17 protein-coding genes and 1 pseudogene are annotated in these 17,658 nt (G+C 72.2%); 5 read left to right on the forward strand and 13 right to left on the reverse strand.

The window, feature by feature from the left end; all coding sequences use genetic code 11:
- Nucleotides 1-93: 93 nt before the first annotated feature.
- Nucleotides 94-1,089: a DUF1152 domain-containing protein gene (locus tag GA0070612_RS20025; RefSeq protein ID WP_088989303.1), complete on the reverse strand. Its 996-nt coding sequence runs from the start codon at nucleotides 1,087-1,089 to the stop codon at nucleotides 94-96.
- 46 nt (nucleotides 1,090-1,135) lie between these two features.
- Here GA0070612_RS20025 and GA0070612_RS20030 point away from each other — a divergent pair, with 46 nt between their 5' ends.
- Entirely contained in the window at nucleotides 1,136-1,954 is an 819-nt protein-coding gene (locus GA0070612_RS20030; protein WP_197699197.1) for a protein phosphatase 2C domain-containing protein, read from the forward strand.
- A gap of 92 nt (nucleotides 1,955-2,046) precedes the next feature.
- Here GA0070612_RS20030 and GA0070612_RS20035 read toward each other — a convergent pair whose 3' ends face one another.
- The gene (locus GA0070612_RS20035; protein ID WP_088989304.1) at nucleotides 2,047-3,264 is read right to left on the reverse strand and encodes a cellulose binding domain-containing protein; all 1,218 of its coding nucleotides are present in this window, start codon (nucleotides 3,262-3,264) and stop codon (nucleotides 2,047-2,049) included.
- Nucleotides 3,265-3,433: 169 nt separating this feature from the next.
- Nucleotides 3,434-4,378 carry a PaaX family transcriptional regulator gene (locus GA0070612_RS20040; protein ID WP_088989305.1) on the reverse strand — a complete coding sequence of 315 codons (945 nt, stop codon included), beginning with the start codon at nucleotides 4,376-4,378 and terminating at the stop codon, nucleotides 3,434-3,436.
- A gap of 85 nt (nucleotides 4,379-4,463) precedes the next feature.
- Between GA0070612_RS20040 and GA0070612_RS20045 the strand changes: the two genes are divergently transcribed.
- The gene (locus GA0070612_RS20045; protein WP_088989306.1) at nucleotides 4,464-4,961 is read left to right on the forward strand and encodes a YcxB family protein; all 498 of its coding nucleotides are present in this window, start codon (nucleotides 4,464-4,466) and stop codon (nucleotides 4,959-4,961) included.
- Between the two features lie 4 nt (nucleotides 4,962-4,965).
- On the opposite strand, the gene GA0070612_RS20050 is transcribed toward GA0070612_RS20045, so the two are convergent.
- The 3 genes from GA0070612_RS20050 to GA0070612_RS20060 all read right to left on the reverse strand — a co-directional run bounded on the left by GA0070612_RS20050 (nucleotide 4,966) and on the right by GA0070612_RS20060 (nucleotide 7,626).
- The gene (locus tag GA0070612_RS20050; protein ID WP_088989307.1) at nucleotides 4,966-5,433 is read right to left on the reverse strand and encodes a hypothetical protein; all 468 of its coding nucleotides are present in this window, start codon (nucleotides 5,431-5,433) and stop codon (nucleotides 4,966-4,968) included.
- Complete coding sequence (locus tag GA0070612_RS20055) at nucleotides 5,430-5,948, reverse strand: RNA polymerase sigma factor (RefSeq protein WP_088989308.1); 519 nt, start codon at nucleotides 5,946-5,948, stop codon at nucleotides 5,430-5,432. Before GA0070612_RS20055 ends, GA0070612_RS20050 begins: the two co-directional genes overlap by 4 nt.
- A 118-nt stretch (nucleotides 5,949-6,066) precedes the next feature.
- On the reverse strand, nucleotides 6,067-7,626 hold the full coding sequence (locus GA0070612_RS20060; protein WP_088989309.1) for an NAD(P)/FAD-dependent oxidoreductase: 1,560 nt from the start codon (nucleotides 7,624-7,626) through the stop codon (nucleotides 6,067-6,069).
- Between the two features lie 175 nt (nucleotides 7,627-7,801).
- Between GA0070612_RS20060 and GA0070612_RS20065 the strand changes: the two genes are divergently transcribed.
- The 3 genes and pseudogenes from GA0070612_RS20065 (at nucleotide 7,802) to GA0070612_RS20075 (ending at nucleotide 10,277) form a co-directional block, all read left to right on the forward strand.
- Entirely contained in the window at nucleotides 7,802-9,028 is a 1,227-nt protein-coding gene (locus GA0070612_RS20065) for a hypothetical protein (protein WP_231924265.1), read from the forward strand.
- Between the two features lie 223 nt (nucleotides 9,029-9,251).
- Nucleotides 9,252-9,824 (forward strand): annotated as a pseudogene (locus GA0070612_RS20070) (GNAT family N-acetyltransferase).
- A 39-nt stretch (nucleotides 9,825-9,863) separates the two neighbouring features.
- Nucleotides 9,864-10,277, forward strand: coding sequence for a hypothetical protein (locus tag GA0070612_RS20075; RefSeq protein ID WP_088989310.1), 414 nt, complete (start codon nucleotides 9,864-9,866; stop codon nucleotides 10,275-10,277).
- A 14-nt stretch (nucleotides 10,278-10,291) separates the two neighbouring features.
- On the opposite strand, the gene GA0070612_RS20080 is transcribed toward GA0070612_RS20075, so the two are convergent.
- From GA0070612_RS20080 to GA0070612_RS20115, 7 genes are all read right to left on the reverse strand, one after another.
- Nucleotides 10,292-11,359: an ABC transporter ATP-binding protein gene (locus tag GA0070612_RS20080; protein ID WP_088989311.1), complete on the reverse strand. Its 1,068-nt coding sequence runs from the start codon at nucleotides 11,357-11,359 to the stop codon at nucleotides 10,292-10,294.
- Nucleotides 11,356-12,147, reverse strand: coding sequence for a molybdate ABC transporter permease subunit (modB, locus tag GA0070612_RS20085; protein ID WP_088989312.1), 792 nt, complete (start codon nucleotides 12,145-12,147; stop codon nucleotides 11,356-11,358). The genes GA0070612_RS20080 and modB overlap by 4 nt, the downstream gene beginning before the upstream one ends.
- 20 nt (nucleotides 12,148-12,167) lie before the next feature.
- On the reverse strand, nucleotides 12,168-12,938 hold the full coding sequence (gene modA / locus GA0070612_RS20090; RefSeq protein WP_088991635.1) for a molybdate ABC transporter substrate-binding protein: 771 nt from the start codon (nucleotides 12,936-12,938) through the stop codon (nucleotides 12,168-12,170).
- A gap of 107 nt (nucleotides 12,939-13,045) precedes the next feature.
- Nucleotides 13,046-13,468: a TOBE domain-containing protein gene (locus GA0070612_RS20095; protein WP_088989313.1), complete on the reverse strand. Its 423-nt coding sequence runs from the start codon at nucleotides 13,466-13,468 to the stop codon at nucleotides 13,046-13,048.
- A gap of 623 nt (nucleotides 13,469-14,091) precedes the next feature.
- Nucleotides 14,092-14,484 carry an SCO5389 family protein gene (locus GA0070612_RS20105; RefSeq protein WP_088989315.1) on the reverse strand — a complete coding sequence of 131 codons (393 nt, stop codon included), beginning with the start codon at nucleotides 14,482-14,484 and terminating at the stop codon, nucleotides 14,092-14,094.
- Between the two features lie 340 nt (nucleotides 14,485-14,824).
- Nucleotides 14,825-15,316, reverse strand: coding sequence for an SsrA-binding protein SmpB (gene smpB / locus GA0070612_RS20110; protein WP_088989316.1), 492 nt, complete (start codon nucleotides 15,314-15,316; stop codon nucleotides 14,825-14,827).
- 43 nt (nucleotides 15,317-15,359) lie between these two features.
- Nucleotides 15,360-17,597 carry a hypothetical protein gene (locus GA0070612_RS20115; RefSeq protein WP_088989317.1) on the reverse strand — a complete coding sequence of 746 codons (2,238 nt, stop codon included), beginning with the start codon at nucleotides 17,595-17,597 and terminating at the stop codon, nucleotides 15,360-15,362.
- Nucleotides 17,598-17,658: the final 61 nt, after the last annotated feature.

The raw sequence follows: 17,658 nt of genomic DNA on the forward strand, positions 1-17,658 counted from the left end.
GCAACGATCTCCCACGTCCGCCGCTCGGCGGACCTGGCGACGTGATGAGTGAGGGCCCGACGGCCCTCACTCATGGCCGACGTGCTCCGGCGTTCAGTGCGGGAACGCGCGGGGGATGCGGGTGTTCAGGAACTCCTCGCGGAAGGCTTGGATGCGCGTGATGACCTGCCGTCTGCCGACGGTGTTCTCGATGCGGTCGAGGTACAGGCATCGGGCGGCGAGTTTGTCGAGGTCGACCGTGAAGTACATCGCCATCAGCGGGTTGACGAACAGGTCCCCGCCGCCGGTACGCCGGGTGAACCGGACGTCTCCGAACGCGCCGCTGGTGGCGGCGGCGATCTGTCCCTGCACGATGCTCGGGCGGTCCGGGGTGGCGGCCTGGGCGTCGGCGACCGCATCGCGGTAGAGCGCTGCCTCCCGGCTGGAACCGGGGATGGACAGGGCGCCGAGGTAGCCGCCGTCGCGGTCGAGCGCGGCGAGGTTCTCCAGCACCTCGACGTGGTTGACGCCGTCGTAGGCGTCGATGCCGAAGCCGAGGCTGGTCACCAGCTTGATCGGGACATCCAGCGCGGTCACCGCCGCCAGGCTGGTGATGTCCTCCACCGGCGTGCCGAGATTGCTCTCGTCGCCGTGCAGCAGGATGTCGGTGCCACCGTCGACGAGCACGACCGCGTCGATGTCGAGCTTCTCGACCAGGTGCCGGTACGCGGCCCGGAGCGGTTGGACACCGAGCGGTGGGAAGGCGTACACGGTCGACGGCAGATCCTGGGCGGCCAGCCACCGGGCGAGCGTCCGTTCGGGGAAGTACCAGTCCGGGCTGGTGGTGCCCGGCTGCACGGCAGCGACGTGCTCCGCTCTCCACGCGTCCTGGTCGATCAGTTCGAGTTCCGAGAAGGACAGACTGGCCAGGTGCACCTGCGCGCCGCCGCGCCACAGGGCGAGTGCCAACGGCAGGCCCGCGTACACGTCGAAGCCACCGCCCGCCCCGGCGATGAGGACGTTCCGCGCCGGAGCCAGCGCGGCGAACAGTGGGGGTACGGCCAACGAGAAGACACCGAGATCGGTGGGCGGTGCGGCAGGGGTCGTCACCGCTCAATGATGAGGGGTGTCCAGTCCAGGGAGAGGAGCGCACACGGTGTACGTCAGTCTGTCGACGAGCGCTGGTAGGCCCGGTCGATCGAACGAGGACTTCGTCGGCGCGGTACCCGGTGCCGTCGTCCTGCTGGACGGTGCCGGCATCCCGGGAGCCGAGTCGCTCTGCTCCCATGGTGTCGTTTGGTACACGCGCCGCCTCGGTGCCGCGCTGCTCGCGCACCTGTCGTACGACGACGGGCGAGATCTTGCCGCGGCCCTTGCCAGCGCCATCGACGAAACAGCCGCCGAGCACTGCGACACCTGCGATATCGCGGATCCGCGTAGCCCGCAGGCCACCGTCGCGATGGTCCGCGCCGCCCGTGGCAGTCTGGACTATCTCCTGCTCGCGGACTGCTTCCTCGTCCTCGACGCGGCCGACGGCAGCCCTCAGGTGATCACCGACGAGCGTGAAGGGCTCGCCAGGCGGGAATGCTCAGTGCCCCTGGACGGTCTCGCACCGGGAAACCCGGAGTACGACCGCGTCCGCGACTCCTGCGCCGAAGCACTGCGTGCCCGCCGAAACCAGGTGGGCGGGTACTGGATCGCCAAGGACGACCCGCGCGCGGCCCAGGAAGCGGTGACCGGCAGCGCATCCCTCGCCGACCTGAACGGTTTCGCGCTGCTCAGCAACGGCGCCAGTCGGATCGTCAGCCCGTACGCCGTAACCGACTGGCCCGGCGTACTGGAACTGCTCGCCGCCGAAGGCCCGACCGGTGTCATCCGTCGCGTCCGACAGACCGAAGCCCGCAGCGGTGGACCCGACGTTCGGATGCAAGACGACGACGCCACGGTCGCCCACTGCACGCGTTTGTCGCGCTGAGAGTCGGAGAGCAGGGTCCGTCCCTGGCTTCCACGGCAGGGACGGCCCCTGCTCGGCGGGCCGGCGCATCGACGCCGGCCCGCCGAGCGGTGTCAGCTTCCGGTGCAGGTGGCGGTGGTGCCGCTGCCGTTTCCGGTGCCCTGGAATCCGAAACTGGTGCCCTGACCGGCGGCCAGGCGTCCGTTGTAGCTCTGGTTGGCGACGGTGACGGTGCCGCTGGTGCCGCTGGCGACGCCGTTCCACAGCGAGGTGACCGCCGCCCCGCTCGGCAGGGTCAGGGTGACCCGCCAGCCGGTCAGGGCGGCGGCGCCGGCGGTGACGCTGACGTTGGCGACGAATCCGCCGTTCCACTGGTCCTGGACGGCGTAGACCGCGGTGCAGGCGCCACCGCTGGGCGGCGGGGTCGTCGGCGGAGGCGTCGTCGGCGGCGGGGTGGTGGGCGGAGGCGTCGTGGGCGGCGGGGTGGTGTCGAGCGTCAGGTTCTTCTGTTGGACGGTCCACTGGGTGCGGCACAGCCCGCAGTTGGCGCCGACGAAGGTGGTGCCGGCGGTGTTGTCACCCTTGAGGCGCCACTTGAAGTACAGCGTCGCGACCCGGCCGAACTCGCCGCCGTTGGTCTCGTGGTAGGTGCCACCGTGTCCGACGTTCAGGTTGCCCATGAAGGCGGGCAGCCCGGCCGGCAGTTTGCCCCAGTCGTCCATGGCGTTCGGGTAGGCGATGTCGCTGGGGCCACCGACGAAGTAGGCGATCGGCTTGGTCAGCCTCCGGAGCTGGTAGTCGTCGGCGTCGTTCAGCAGACCGCTGCTGAAGATGCCGGTCGTCGTGACGCGCGGGTCGTTGGAGACGGCGTACGCCTCCAGGCCTCCGCAGGAGAAGCCCGCGACGGCGACCTTCGTGGTGTCGATCTTGTTGTAGTACTTGCTGCCCTGTCGGGAGTTCTCCGCGAACGCCCAGTCGATGGACTGGGTGAGCATCTGCGACGTGGTGGAGCCGGAGCCGTTCGGGGCCCCGTTGGCGATGGCGAGGAAACCGTGGGAGGCGATCTCGCGGAGGAAGTTGCCCTGGGAGAGCCCGTTGCCCGAGCAGCCGCCGTTGCCCCACACGACGATGGGGAGGCGCTCGGTCGGGAGGTTCTGGGGCCGGAAGATGGTGTGGTTCGCCAGGCTGGCCGACGTCTCGTAGTCGGCGGGGTAGGGGCCGGATCCGCCGACCGCGGCGTTGGCCGGCGTCACGCCGACCGCCATGATCATCGAGGTGACCGGGACGAGGATGGCCGCCAGGCCCGCGTAGATCTTCGACGTTCTTCTCATTCGCCCTCCAGCGGATGTCACGACGGTGCTCCCGGCCGCGGCGGACGTCCCGTGCGCGTCCGAGCACGGTGGTGGCGGTGGCCGCGGGCCGGGTGGAGGTGGGCGGGGTCCACCACCCGGCGGTACGACGGGAGCTGTGCAGTTACTATCACTGCCGCAACGAAAAGTGTCAATGTGGGGGGTGTGTGGTCGGCTCGTCCCCCGAAGCCTGGAAGTGCGTGACCCACGAGGCAGCGTCCGGCCAGTGCGGGGTGGCCACCTCGACGAGACGTGCCTGGGCCAGCGAACCGAGCGCGCAGTGGATGTCCAGGAAGGTCTCCCTGGCCCGCCGGCGAGGCCAGGGCTGCGGCAGGAGATGCTCGGGCAGGTCCGGGTCGATGTCCGCGAACCTGCGCCAGGAATCCATGGCCGAGGTCCGCGCCACCAACGCCCCGGTGGGATCCAGCGTCCCGTCGCGGGCGGCCACCCGCAGGTCCGCGTACCGCTCGATGAAATCCGAGTACGCCGAGGCGAGGCTGGTCAGGTCGTACGCGGAGGCCGGACCGTGCGGCCCGGACTCCTCGTCGAACCGGACGTGCATGATCGACCACCGGGCACCCGCGACGTGCTGCAACAGGTCGTCGAGCGCCTCCCGCACCGGTGCGGCGTCGGACCCCGGCCGGATCCACACGCTGTCGTACAGGCCCACGAACCCGAGCGCGCCCAACGATCTGCGGACCGCGTGCCGGGCGGCCTGGCCGGAGCTCGGGATCGAGAAGGACGCCTGCACCCATGCACCGGTCCACTGCGGCGGGTGGGCACCGAAGGTCAGGAAGTGCCGCATCCGGGTGCGGTGCCGGGCGATCGCCCAGGGTGTGAGGTGGTACACCGGTGGCCGTCTGTTCCCCCGGGTCGCGATGAGACCACGCTTGACCAGTCGGGACAGGGCGGAACGGGCACTCGGTTCGCTGATCCCGAACTCCCGCAGGATCGCGATGGCCGCCGCCGACGGCAGGTCGGCGTCCGAGGAGTCGAGGTACTCGCCGAGCACTGTCGCCAGCAGGTGCTGCGGACTGGACCCGACCTGGGCCCGGGGCACCCGGACGTCGTCGGCGGGCTCGTGGACGTTCACCATCCCAGACTGCCTCACCCGGTGGTCAGGACGCGGCCGGCGGGTGTCTGAGAACGTCGGGCGCGGACGGGGGCACTATCGTTCTGGCGTGCACATCCGTTTCGACGTACCCGCCGACCCCGCCTACCCCGGCCGGGTGGCCGCCGCGCTCGGCGGGGTCCGCCTGCGCCGGTTCTTCTACATCGGTGCGGTGCTGGCGGCGCTCGGAGTGATCGGTTTCGCCGTCTCGCGGGGATCCGCGTCCGGTGAGCGAACCACCGGGCTGTGGACGACACTGGTCCTGGCCGGCGTGCTGTCGATGCTGTTCCTGCCGTGGGTGCGGTGGCGCGCCCGCCGCCGGTCCGGCGGTTACGCCGTGGACGGCGCCTACGACATCACCGACGACAACATCATGATGCGCAGCGGCTCGGAGTCCGGCGGCATCGCCTGGGACGGGGTCACCCGCGTGAAGGACACCAGGGACTTCTGGATCGTGTACGTCGACCGGATGCCGGCGACCGTGATCCCCCGCTGGCTGATGTCCCCCGAGGACGCCGAGACGCTGCGTACCCACCTGACGGAGCGCGGCCTGCTCCCACCGCGCTGACGGGTCACTCGTCGCGCGTCGCCGCCCCGGCCAGCGTGTCCCGGCGGCGCAGCAGTGCTGCTCTCGCCCGGCGCGCCGCCCACAGGTTCACCACCGCCACCACGCCCAGCGCGAGCACGACGGCCAGCAGCGACGGTTCGAGCGTGTGTCGCGGCACGGTGATGACCGCCGCGCCGACCGTGAACACCAGCCACGCGCCGAGGCCGAGCCATCCGGCGACGACCCGATCCCGGGCGAACAACGAGGTCCGTCGGGTCACCGCCCAGCCACCGAACACCGCCCAGCACAGACCGATCACCACCAGGACCGCGAAGGCCGCGGCCGTGCGCGGCGGCAACCCGGGCTCGGTCGCCCAGAGCAGGCCGACGAGGGCGCTCCCGGTCAGACCGGCGAGGGCCACGGCCAGGTAACCGACCCTCCTGCGCAGCGACAGCGGCGCGTCGAGTCGTGCCAGCACCTCTTCCGGCGTCATGCCTCGTACCCCTTCCGTGCCAGTTCGTTGCGTAACAACCTGCGGGCCCGGTTGAGCCGCGACTTGACGGTGCCGACGGGCACGGCGCAGATCTGCGCGCAGGCGTCCAGCGGCAGATCCTCCAGGTAGAAGAGGACGAGCACCTCCCGTTCCCGGACGGGTAGCGCCGCGAGCGCTCCGGCCAGCGTCTCCCGGTTGACGATCTCCTCCGCCTCGTCGTCGCCCGGCAGGTCGTCGATCGGCTCGGGATCGGGGCGCGCGTACGCGGCCCGCAGCCGGTTCATCACCGCCCGACGGGCGATGGCGAACAACCACGGGGTGAACCGGTCCGGCTGCCGCAGCTTCGGCAACCCCCGGAACACCGCCAACCAGATCTCCTGCACCACGTCGTCGTCGGATCCGCCGAGCATCCGCCCGACGTACCGCTCGACCGCCGGATGCCAGCCCTGCACCAGCTCGGTGAACGCCTTCCGCTCGCCGAGCTGACAGCGGACCACCAGCAACTCATCGCTCATCGGCCCTCCTTCGCCTGTTCAGTCGGCGTGAGGGCCCGGCAGGTTCACGTCCGGCCACCACCATCGCAGGGCGGCGTGCCGACGACCCGGGTAGGACCGGCCGGAGGCGTACCCCTCGTCAGACCAGCGGCGCCGGTGCGGAGCGGTCACCGTCGTCGGCGGCGCGGACCCCGACGGGTGCCGTGATCGGAGCGGCCACGATGCGACTGGGCAGCACCGGGGCGTCCCGGCCGGTGCCCCGCCGGCCGTCGCCGCCGGCGGATTCCTCGTGGTAGTCCTGCTCCACGTTGACCGACCAGACGTCGTGCGTACTGCCGGTGGCGATGTTCTCGGCGGTGAGCATCGCGGTGAGCATCGAGTGGTCCTGGTTGTTGTAGCGGTGCATGCCGTTGCGGCCCACCGGGTGCACGTTCGGCACCGCCTCGGTCAGCCACTCCCGGATCACGTCCACGTTGTGCTGGTAGCGCTCGTCGTACACCGGGTAGGCCTTGGGCATGCGCACGACGTAGCCGGCCTCCACCACACCGGGCCGGACCAACCCCAACCGCTCCAGCTCCGCGGTCGCCAACGCCACGAGGTCGGCATCGGGGGTACGCCACATCTCGTCGCCCTCGAACACGAAGTACTCCAGGCCCAGACAGGTGCGGCCGTCCTTGACGAGGTACGGCGACCAGGAGCCGAAGTTCTGGATCCGGCCCACCCGTACCCCCGGGTCGTGCACGTAGATCCAGTTGTCCGGGAACGAGAACTCGGCCGGCACCACCAGCGCGACGGTCAGGAAGTCGCGGTAGCGCAGGTCGGCGGCGCAGGCCAGCACCTCCGGGGGCGCCGGCGGGCGCATCGCGGCCACCAGTTCCGAGATCGGCATGGACGAGATCACGTGCTCGGCCGGCCGGGTGCGCTGCCCGCCCATGCCGTCGACGGTCACGCTGACGGCCCGCCGTCGTTCCGGATCGCGGTGCACGGCGGTGACCCAGCTGCCTGTCGACAGGTGACCGCCACGCGTGCGGACCTGCTCGGCGCAGCGTTCCCACATCATGCCCGGCCCGTACTTCGGGTACTGGAACTGCTCGATCAGGCTGGTCACGTCGGTGCGCCGACGGCTGGGCAGCAACGCGTTGCGGATCGCCGTCGCCAGCGACAGGTTCTTGATCCGCTGCGCGGCCCAGTCGGCCTGCAAGCGGTCCGCCGGCATTCCCCAGACCTTCTCGGTGTACGTCTTGAAGAAGATCGAGTACAGCCGCCAGCCGAAGCGGGCCGACACCCAGCCCTCGAAGTGCGACTGGTCCCGGGGCGGGCGCAGTCGGGCCCGCGCGTACGAACCGAGGCAGCGGGCGGCCTCCGGCAGCCCCAGGTTGCGCAGCGCGTTCATGGCGCTGAGCGGGTAGTGGAACAACGCGCCCCGGTAGAAGATCCGGCTCATCCGGGGTCGGGTCAGGAAGTCCTCGTCCGGCAGGATCTCGTGCCAGAACGCCTCCACCCGGGGCACCTTCGTGAAGAACCGGTGCCCGCCGATGTCGAACCGCCACCCGTCGCGTTCCACGGTTCGGCTGATCCCGCCGACCACCTCGTCGGCTTCGAACACCTGGACCGGCAGGCCGTGCCGGAGCAGCTCGTACGCGGCCGTGAGCCCTGCCGGCCCCGCGCCGATGACCACCGTGCCGTGCTGCTCGCTCATGGTGCCGTGCTCCCTGCCCACCGTCATGGTTGAGGTGCGGCGCGTACCCGTTCTGCACCGATTGTCACCCTTGTCCTGGGTGATTTCCGCTTCGGCCTGGCACGCGGCGGCGTACAACGGGAGGGGCGACACCCGCGCGCGACGGGCGGGCCGGCGGACCGGGGGAGCGGGGCGGATGCACCGGTGGCGAGGCGGCGCGGCGACGCTGGCCGCGCGCACCGTCGCGGCCGGCCACGGCGCAGCCCGCCTGGCCCGCCGGGTGCCGACGCCCTGGGCGTACGTGATCGGTCTGTTCGTCGGCGCGAAGCTGCTGCTGACACTGCTCGGTCTGCTGGTCCTGCACGCCTGGGACGGCATCCCCGGCGCGCCCCCGGCGGACGAGGCACTGATGTGGGCCCAGCAGCGGGACATCTCCGGGCACCGGTGGATCTCCTTCTGGTTCGCCTGGGACTCGCTGCTCTACCTCCGCCTGACCGAGCTGCCCCTGACCGGGCCGTGGCGGGACTTCGGCTTCCCCCTGCTGTACCCGTTCCTGGCCCGCCCGGTCGGCGCGCTGCTCGGCGGCGACACCGCGCTCGCCCTGCTGCTGATCAGCAACGTCGCCTTCCTGCTGGCCCTCTGGTACGGCTACCGACTCGCCGAGCTGCTCCTCGGTGACGCGGACTCGGCCCGCCGGTTCACCAGGTACCTGGTGCTGCTGCCGACGGCGTTCCTGTTCCAGGCCGCGCTGACCGAGTCGTTGTTCGTCTGTCTCGCGCTGGCCGCCTTCTACCACGCCGAGCGGAGCCGCTGGCTGCTCGTCGGCGTCATCGGCTACTTCCTGGCGATGAGCCGGTCCGTCGGCCTGCTCGTGGCGCTGCCGTTGGCGCTCGTACTGCTCCGTCAGCACGACTGGCGGCTCGGCCCCCGCGCCCTGCTCGGCTACCTCCGGACCGGCTGGCCGCTGCTGCTCCTGCCCGCCGGATGGTTCACCTTCATGGCCTACTGCCGGTGGCGCGGCGGCGACTGGTTCGCCTACCAGCACGCCCAGGAGACCGGGTGGGGGATCCAGGTGCAGAACCCGCTGCCGGTGCTGTGGCACGGGCTGGTCGGAGAGCCGCGCGACGCCGCCCGGGTCTGGTTCGCCGTGGTCGTCCTGGTCGTGCTGGCCGCCGGGTTCCGCCGTCGGGAACTGCCCTACCTGGTGTACGGCGTCCTCATGGTGCTCGTGCCGCTGTCGATGGGCCCGGCGGTGTACAAGAGCCTGCTGCGCTACCTGCTCGCCGCGTTCCCGGTGGCACTGGTCCTCGCTCGCTGGGCCCGCCACGCCGGCGCCGACGTGTGGCTGACCGCGACGCTCGCCGTGGTGCAGGGGGCGCTGTTCGTGCTCTGGCTCAGCTACTGGACCCACATGATCATCTGATGGCGTCGGTGCTGGCCGGGGCAGCTGGTGCGCGCCGACGACCGGCTCGCCGGCCGGGAGGCTCTGCGGCAGTCGCAGGCACCTGACCCGTCGTACCCGACCGTGGCCCGGTTCGCGCCCTGCGTACCCACCTGCCGCAGTGAGCGGCCCCGGGCCGCGACCGAACGGTGGTCCTGTGCGACTCTGCTACCCGTCGTTGCCCACTCACCTTCGGGGAGGCCCGGTGTTCGCCCTGCCGCTGACCGAGGATGTCGAGCTCCGCCCGCTGGAGCCGTGGCGGGCCGAGGAGTTCCTCGCCCACATGGACCGCGCCCGCGAGCACATCCAGCCCTGAGTGTCGCCGTCCTTCGCCGCCACCGACCTGGCCACGGCCCGAGCCGTGTTGCAGCGGTACGCCGACCGCTGGGCCGGCGACAGCGGAGGCATGTGGGGCCTGTGGTGGCGGGGCACCCTCGTCGGCGGGGTCATCTTCGTGTCGTTCGACGCGGCCAGCGGCGCCTGCGAGGTCGGATGCTGGGTGGAGCCGGCAGCCGAGGGCAGGGGCATGGTCGCGCCGGCGATCCGCCGGATCGTCGACTGGGCGGTCCGCGAGCGCGGCATCCAGCGGGTGGAGTGGCGCACCAACGCCGACAACATCCGCAGCAAGGCCCTCGCCCGTCGACTCGGTCTACGCCTCGACGGCACACTCCGCCAGCTCAGGCCCGGCCCGCAGGGGCGGATCGACCTGGAAATCTGGTCGGTGCTGGCCGACGAGTGGCTGGCCGGGGCGAACGGATCGCCGTCCACCGTCCACTGACGACGGATTTCTGTCGTACCCGGGCGACACCATGCATTCATGGCCGTCCCCGCGCTCACCCCTCATTCCGACCCGCCGCGTTCCGTGCCGCTGCGTGAGGCGCGCACCCGGTTCAGCCAGCTCGTCGCGCTGGCCGAGCTGACCGACGCGGTCACCGTCGTCACCCGCGACGGTGACCCCCGCCCGGTCGCCGCCATCGTCCCCGCCGCGGCAGCCCGCAACGGCGCACAGGCCCGTGCCGACGCCGAACGGCTCGCCGCCGTCACCGCCGGTTGGGCCCGACGCCTCGACGATCAGCACCGACGCAGCAGTCAACGACACGCCGCGGAGTTGAGCGCGGTCCGCGCGGCGCTGGCCGAGGCCTGGGCCGAGCTGGATCGGCGCGTCGTCCCGGGCAGCGACCCCGCGCTGGCCCGACTGCGTGCCGCGCACACCGACCTGCTCGCCGGCTGACCGATTTCCCGCCGTCAGCCGGTGGCCGGGTAGGCGTGCGTCTCGGTGGCCTTCACCGCCACCCACACGCGCTGACCGGGGACCAGCCGCAACTGGGCGACGGCGGCCGGCGTGACGTCAGCGGCCACCTCGATCGGCCCGTCCACCTGCACGCGCAGGTTGTCGCCGTGCCGCTGCACACCGGCCACCGTTCCCGCCCAGGTGTTACGCGGGCTGCCCTCGGGTCGGCTCGGATGCAGGGCCACCGCCGCAGGCCGGAACGCCACGAACGCCTCACCGTCCAGCCGGTCCGCGACGGCGAGGGTCAACTCCGGCGCCACCCGCACCCCGAGACCGTCGGCCCTGCCCCGGTAGAGGTTCAGCCCCACCAGCCTGGCGACGTAGTCCGTGCGCGGACGGGCGGTCACGCTCGGCCCGTCACCCTCCTGGACCACCCGCCCGCCCTCGACGATGACCAGCCGGTCCGCCAGGGCGAGCGCGTCCAGCGGGTCGTGGGTGACCAGCAGCGTCGCGCCCGGGTGCGCGGCCAGATGGCGGTGCAGCTCGGCGCGGGTCTCCAGCCGGGTGCGCGCGTCCAGGGCCGCGAGCGGCTCGTCCAACAGCAACAGTGACGGCGCGAGCGCCAACGCGCGCGCCAGCGCCACCCGTTGTGCCTGGCCACCGGAGAGCTGCCGGGGGCGACGGTGCGCCTGACCGTCGAGCCCCACCCGGTCGAGCCAGTCACGGGCCGTGGCCCGTGCCGTCCTCCGGTCGACGCCGTGCCGACGCGGCCCGAAAGCCACGTTGTCCAGTGCGCTCAGGTGCGGAAAGAGCAGATAGTCCTGGAAGACCACACCGATCGACCGGCGTTCCGTCGGCACCCAACCCCGGGTCGCCGGACGGTCCAGGTCGACGCCGTCGAGCGTGACGTGGCCGTCGGTGAGGGGGTGCAGCCCGGCCAGGGCACGCAGCGCGGTGGTCTTGCCGGCACCGTTCGGGCCGAGCAGAGCGACGACCTCGCCGGGCGCGACCCGTAACGGCACGTCGAGTCGGAACGTACCCCGGTCGACGACGAGCCGGGCGTCGAGCAGCGGACCGGTCATGCGCTGGTCATCCAGCGGTCGCGCAGCGCGACCAGGATGCCGACCGACACGACGAGCAACACCAGGCTGAGCACGATCGCGGACTCCAGGTCGGTCTCCAACGCCAGGTAGACGGCGAGTGGCATGGTCTGCGTCCGGCCGGGATAGTTGCCGGCGAAGGTGATGGTGGCACCGAACTCCCCGAGCGCCCGCGCCCAGCAGAGCACCGCGCCGGCGGCCAGCCCCGGCGCCACCAGCGGCAGCGTCACATGGGTGAAGGTGGTCCACCGGCTGGCACCCAGCGTCGCGGCGGCCTCCTCGAACCGGTGGTCGGCAGCACGGAGGGCGCCCTCCACGGCGATGACCAGGAACGGCATGGCCACGAACGACTCGGCCAGCACGACACCCGTGGTGGTGAAGGGCAGGGTGATGCCGAACGTGGCGTCGAGCCAACCGCCGAGCAGCCCACGCCGACCGAAGACCAGCAACAGCGCCACCCCACCGACCACCGGCGGCAGCACCAGCGGCACCGTGACCAGCGCGCGCACCAGCCGACGGCCGGGGAAGTCGACCCGGGCCAACATCCAGGCCAGCGGCACCCCGAGCGCCAGGCAGAGAACGGTGGCCAGGGTCGCGGTCTGCACCGACAGCCGCAGAGCGGTCAGCGCGCCCGGCTCGGTGAGCCGCCCCGGCAGTGTCGTCCACGGCGCCCGGATGACCAGCCCGGCCAACGGCAGGACGAGGAAGAGCAGCCCCAGCCCGGCGGGGATCAGCAGCGCCGCCGGCACCCGCCCCCGCCGCCGGGACATTGCGTGATCGAGCAGCCGGCTCATGGAGTCTGGAAGCCGGCCTCGACGAGGACCGACTGCGCCGCCGCCGAGCGGACGTACGCGACGAAGGCCCGCGCGGCGGTCCGGTTCGGTGCGTCCTTCAGCGCGACGATCGGGTAGTCGTTGACCGCCCGCGCCGACTCGGGGAACTCCACGCCGGTCACGTCGGCGCTCGCCGCCCGCGCGTCGGTGCGGTAGACCAGGGCCGCGTCGACCTCACCCAGCTTCACCTTGGCGAGCGCGCCCTTGACGTCCCGCTCGAGAGTGGCCGGCGTCAGCGCGACACCCGCCGAGTCCAGCGCGGTGAGCGCCGCCGCGCCGCAGGGCACCTGCGTGGCGCACAGTGCCACCTTCACGCCGGGCTTGCCGAGGTCGGCCAACCCTTCGACCCCTGCCGGGTTGCCCCGGGGCACCGCGATGACCAACTGGTTGCGGGCGAAGACGCGCGGCGTGCCGTCGGCGTTGCCGGCCTCGGTGACGGTGGTCATGGTCGCCGGGGCGGCCGAGGCGAACACGTCGGCCGGCGCACCCTGGTTGATCTGGTTGGCCAGGGCGGAGCTGCCGGCGAAGTTGAGGGTCACCGTGCTGCCCGGGTTGGCGGCCTCGAAGTCCTTCCCGATCCGGGTGAACGACTCGGTCAGCGAGGCGGCCGCGAACACCGTCACCGCGCCGACGCCCCGACCGTCACCGTCACCGCCGGAGGCCCGGCCACCGTCCGCGCCGCAGCCGGCGACAGCCAGTGCCAGCAGGACCGCTGCCACCCGCCGCATCGCCCGCGTGCTGTTCCACGCGTTCTTGTGCGCGTTCGTCTGGGAGGCCTTGCGCATGGTCATCCGCCAGCCCGTCGCGCCGTCCGTCCGGGCGTCCTTCGGCGCGTTCATCCGCCAGCCCTTCCCCTGGTCGTGGTGGGCGCGGCCCGCTCCACCACCACGGTGGTCGACTTGATCACCGCGACGGCCACCGAACCGACGCGCAGGTCGAGCTCGTCGACCGCCTCCCGGCTCATCAGCGACACGACGCGGAACGGGCCGGCCTGGATGTCGACCTGGGCCATCACCGTGTCCTTGCGGACGTCGACGACGATGCCGCGAAGCCGGTTGCGGGCGGAGGAGAACTCCGTACCCGCATCCGGGTCGGCGGCCTGAGCGCGGGCGAACGCGGCCAGGTCGACACCGTCGATCACCCGGTGGCCGTGCTCGTCGCGCCCGGCCGTCAGCCGCCCGGCGTCCACCCAGCGGCGGATGGTGTCGGAGCTGACACCGAGCAGGTCGGCCGCCTCGCCGATCCGGAAGGTCGTCACCGACCGACCCTATCGCCCGCACCTGCAAGCACGAAAGCCCGAAACGGCCCGCACTCACCTCAGGAAGTGGGTGTGCGGGCCAGCAATTGCGCCCCACGGGTCACGCTTTCGGCGCCGCCCACCAAGATCGCGCTACAACCAGGATGTAGTGGTGTCGGCGCGCCGGCGAGGCCCCTACATCCTGGTTCGAGCGCGATCGTGGCGTCGGCCGCGCGCTTGCGGCTGTCCGCGCGAGGTGTTCGTCGTCAAGATCCGCGCAACATCGGGGATGTTGGTGTTTCCCGCGTGTTGGATGCAGCAACATCGCCGATGTTGTGAGGATCTTGGCGCGGGGCGCGGGGCGCGGGGCGCGGGGCGCGGGGCGCGGGGCGCGGGGCGCGGGGCGCGGGGCGCGGGGCGCGGGGCGCGGGGCGCGGGGCGCGGGGCGCGGGGCGCGGGGCGCGGGGCGCGGGGCGCGGGGCGCGGGGCGCGGGGCGCGGGGCGCGGGGCGCGGGGCGCGGGGCGCGGGGCGCGGGGCGCCCGCCCACGGTCGGCGCAGTCCGGGAAAGTGCTGCCTCGGGGCGAGTGGAGGCAGCACTTTTCCTGTTGTTGCGCGGATCGTGGGCGGGCGTCCGGTTCAGGGATCAGCAGTTGCGCAGTTCGGGGGACTGGTTGAGGAGTTGGCCACGGGTCGACACGAAGCGCCGGTAGCGCTCCCCGTCGACGGCCGACGGCCGGAACGCGGCGACGCGGTGGCAGTTCTGGAAGGCGAGGCGTACACCGAAGTGTCGTTCCAGGCCGCCGCGGATCGCGTCGCTCGCCAGCGCCCTGAGCAGTTGCCCCCGGTCGGCGTCGCTGGGTGGCGGGACGACGTTGTCGGCCAGTTCGGCGTCGCCCGACTCAAGCTCGGCCACCACCCGGCTCACGGTGGCCCAAGCGTACGGGAGCGAGTCACGGACGCAGGCGATGAACGCCTCGTCGTCCACGGGGCCGCGTTCGGCGGCGTCGAGCAGGGCGGGCGGGACGGTGAGTGACATGGTTCTCCTCCGTATCGCTAACGAATACCGTTTCCAATAACGGCACGGAGTGAGCAGACCACGTCGTCGGACGCACGTCAACGAGGTGCCGGCGCGCCGCGCCGCCACCCCTTCGAAAACCTCGTTCAACCCAACCGCCACCGCGCAAGAACCGCGCCGCGAAACGCCCGTCACGAAACGCGGCCCGTCACGGAACGCGGCCGGTCACGGGAACGCGGCCGGTCACGGGAACGCGGCCGGCCACGGGAACGCGGCCGGTCACGGGAACGCGGCCCGCCACCAACCGCCGACACCGCCGCCGGCCCTCGAAACGCGGGCGGCCCCGACGAGCGGGACCAGCTCAGACCCGGCGGGGGTGGCCCTTGAGGTGTCGGCCCAGTTCGCGGGCGATCTCCCGGTTGGCGTCCCGCTCGGCCAACGTCTGCCGCTTGTCGTAGGAGCGCTTGCCCTTCGCCAGAGCCAGTTCGACCTTGGCGTAGCCGTTCTCGAAGTACATGGACAGCGGGACCATGGTCACCCCGCCCTCGCGGACCTTGTCGAGGATCCGGTCGATCTCGGCCCGGTGCAGCAGCAGCTTGCGGTTGCGGCGGGGTGCGTGGTTGGTCCACGTGCCGTAGGTGTACTCGGCGATGTGCAGGCCGTACAGCACGATCTCGCCGTCACGTTCGTGGGCGAACGCGTCCACCAGCGAGGCCCGTCCCTCGCGTAGCGACTTCACCTCGGTCCCGACCAGCACGATCCCCGCCTCGTACGTGCGCAGCACCTCGTACTCGTGCCGGGCTTTCTTGTTCGAGGCGATCAGCCGACGTTCGGGTCGCTTGGACGGAGTCACCCCGCGACGATATCCGGCCGCCGGAGCTGTGGCGTCGGTCGGCTCAGCCGCGCGCGAGGGGGGCGCGGCGCAGCCGCGCGATGAGGTCCCGCTCCGCCTCGGTGAACGCGTCCTGCGACTCGCACGGCCAGTGCCCGAGGATCGGGGGCGGCACGCTGTCGCTGGGGGCGGGCACCACGTCCGCCGGGTCGACCAGCCGGCGATCCACGGTCGCCGCCGGCCCGGTCAGTCTCTCCGCCCGTCCGGGCCGGTGGGAGGCGAAGATCCATCCGCCGATCGGGTCGGTGTCGCGCCACAGGTTGAGCCACCGCCAGCCGACGCGCTCGCCGATCTCCCGCATGGCCGGGTCGTCGGTGTACGCCGGGAACAGCCGTGCGTACAGCCGTCCCAACGGGGACCCGTAGGTCAGCAGGGCGACCCGGTCGGTGATCCGGGTGGGCAGTTGCAGCACGGTCGCGGCGAGCAGCACCGAACCGTGGCTGTGCCCGGCGAGCAGCACACCGTGTCCCTGCTCCACCAGGTAGCTGACCCGTTTGGCGAGTTCCGGCACGGCCCGCTCGGCGTAGCAGGGCGGGGCGAACGGGTGCGCGGCCCGCGGCCAGAAGGTGCCCAGGTCCCACAGCACGCCCACGTACCTCCGGAATCCGGCCGTCCGGTAGGCGAAGATGCCGCCGATCACCAGCCCGAGCACGACCGCCGCGATGAGGTAGCTGCCGATCCCGATCAGGAAGTCGACCAGGCTCTCCGGCACCCCGGCGTAGCGCTGCGCCACGTCGCCGGGAAGCAGTTGGAGCAGGCCGAGCAGGCTGGTGGACAGGCCGAGAGCCGCGAGGCCGGCGTACACCACCGAGAGCAGTTCCACCCGTTCGGTGAAGCGCGCTCGGGCCACCGCCTGCTCGACGCGGCGCAGCCGGCTCGCCGCCGACGGCGGCGCGTCCGGGAAGTCGGCGGCCACGATCGCCCGCGCGGCCCGCCGCCGCCCGGGTCTGGTCAGCCGGGTGACCAGGCCGGCGACCAGCAGGGCGGCCATCGCCGCCAGGAAAAACCCGAAGATCGCCCACTTGTACGCCAGGGGAGGGCTGGTTTCCAGGCTGTCCGCCGTGGTGCCGTTGCGGTCGAGCAGGTCCGCCCCCCGGTAGACCAGCTCGGCGGAGAAGGCCACCGCCAGTTCGGCGGCGATGGTGATGAAGACGGGCGCTCCCAGCGCGCGCAGCGGGGCCTTGCGTTGCCCACCGCCGCGCCGCCAGAGCACCAGCGTGGCGAGGCTGACGACCAGCACCGTCTGACTGACGAACACCCAGGCCACGATGGCGCTGTAGCCGGGCAGCACGCCGCCCTGCGGCCACGGCGCCGGGCTGATGGCGACGTGCACGATCACCAGGACCGTGAGGCCGCAGGCGAGGATGCGCAGGCTGCGGAAGAGGGCGTCGACGCGGGGCGACTGATCGGGTCGATCGATGCTCGGCACCGCCGTGACCATGACCAGGCAGGCCAGCAGCAACGCCCCGGTGGCCGTCAGGAGTGTCACCATCACCCACGAGGAGTGCTGGCTGGCCCGGGCGGCCAGCAGGCTGCCGTCCAGCGTGGCGAACGCGGTCGCGACATGGACCGAGCGCAGTCGGCCCACCAGCGGGGCACCGTCCCACTGGCCGACCGCGCTCAACCGGTGCTTCGACACGGGCGTGGACGGGGTCCGGAACGCGTCGAACGAGTGGCTCGGGCGGGAGCCCAGCCGCCAGACGAGCCCGATGGCGGCGACCGGCACCAGCGCCAGGAGAGCGAGGCGCAGCCCGGTCGGTCGCCCACCGAGCCAGGACAACCAGCTCCGGCCGGCCAGGCACGCCGGGGTGCCCATGCAGCGCCAGGCGATGAGGTCCAGGGCCACGCCGACGATGGAGAGCACGTAGAGCATGGTGAGGGTGAGCGCGAGCACCCGGCACAGCGCCATGAAGCCGCTCTTCGAGACGGTGTTCGCCGGGCGCATCCACAACGCCACGTTGCAGAGCATGAACGGCAGCAGGAACACCAGTGACAGCGTCCGGACGGCCGTGCCGGAGGGCAGGTCGCTCCAGCGGTACGCCTCCAGCGTCACCCCGTCGGTCCCGGTCGAGTCCGGGTAGCCGGGACGCGGTCGGTAGAACCCGCCGCTGCGGTCTCCGGCGACCTGGTGCACGTGCGGTCGGTCCAGCACCTGGTCCGCCCCCGCGCCGGAGACACCGTGCACCCGCAGCTCCACGATCGAGCCCGACGTCGGTCCCCGGGTCGGTGTCGCGTCCCCCATAGGCCCCCCGAAGTGTGCGCGGCAACCGGGCGGATGGCCGGGGTGCGGCCCGCGCGGCTCC

This window comes from Micromonospora chokoriensis, assembly GCF_900091505.1.
In the GTDB taxonomy this organism is placed as follows: Bacteria; Actinomycetota; Actinomycetes; order Mycobacteriales; family Micromonosporaceae; genus Micromonospora; species Micromonospora chokoriensis.